Source organism: Kingella pumchi (assembly GCF_022288825.1).
GTDB lineage: Bacteria > Pseudomonadota > Gammaproteobacteria > Burkholderiales > Neisseriaceae > Kingella_D > Kingella_D pumchi.
In genome coordinates this window covers 1-438 of record NZ_JAKOOW010000057.1, presented here as the reverse complement: position 1 = coordinate 438, position 438 = coordinate 1, and the positions used below count along the sequence as shown (strand labels likewise).

Below are 438 nucleotides of genomic sequence, written 5' to 3'. Positions count from 1 at the left end.
CTCACGAAATTCTGAAGCACTTTCAAAATCATCAAATTCTTCTGTATGTACAAGATACATAATAATTACACCTATTCTATTTTCCACCTATCAAATCTTCGGGATGCCTTTCAAAGTAGTCTTCAAGCAGCTCTTCAAAAATCTCTTCTGCACGTTGTTTGATTTCCGATTCAATACGATCTTCCAAATTTGAATATTCGTATTGCTCAGGGTTCCTTGCTTGATCTACCAACAAATCCCAATACTTTGCTTCAATCTCTTCTTTTGCTATGCGCTCGACTTCATCATGGATAGTCGGATCATTAAGGCTTTCAATTCGATATGGCTGCTCTTCAAACTGCTCTTCTTCCCACGGCGGCTCATCGCCGTCATAGGCTTCAAAATCCATTGGATCGGCATCCGGCGGGGTGTCTTTCACCGCTTCAGCGTCTTTTTTTT

At 40.9% G+C, this 438-nt stretch carries 1 protein-coding gene; it reads right to left on the bottom strand.

The genetic code is table 11. From position 1 onward, the window contains the following. Positions 1 to 76 precede the first annotated feature (76 nt). The coding region (locus MB824_RS10770) for a hypothetical protein (protein WP_238748542.1) at positions 77 to 438 on the bottom strand (362 nt) is incomplete at its 5' end.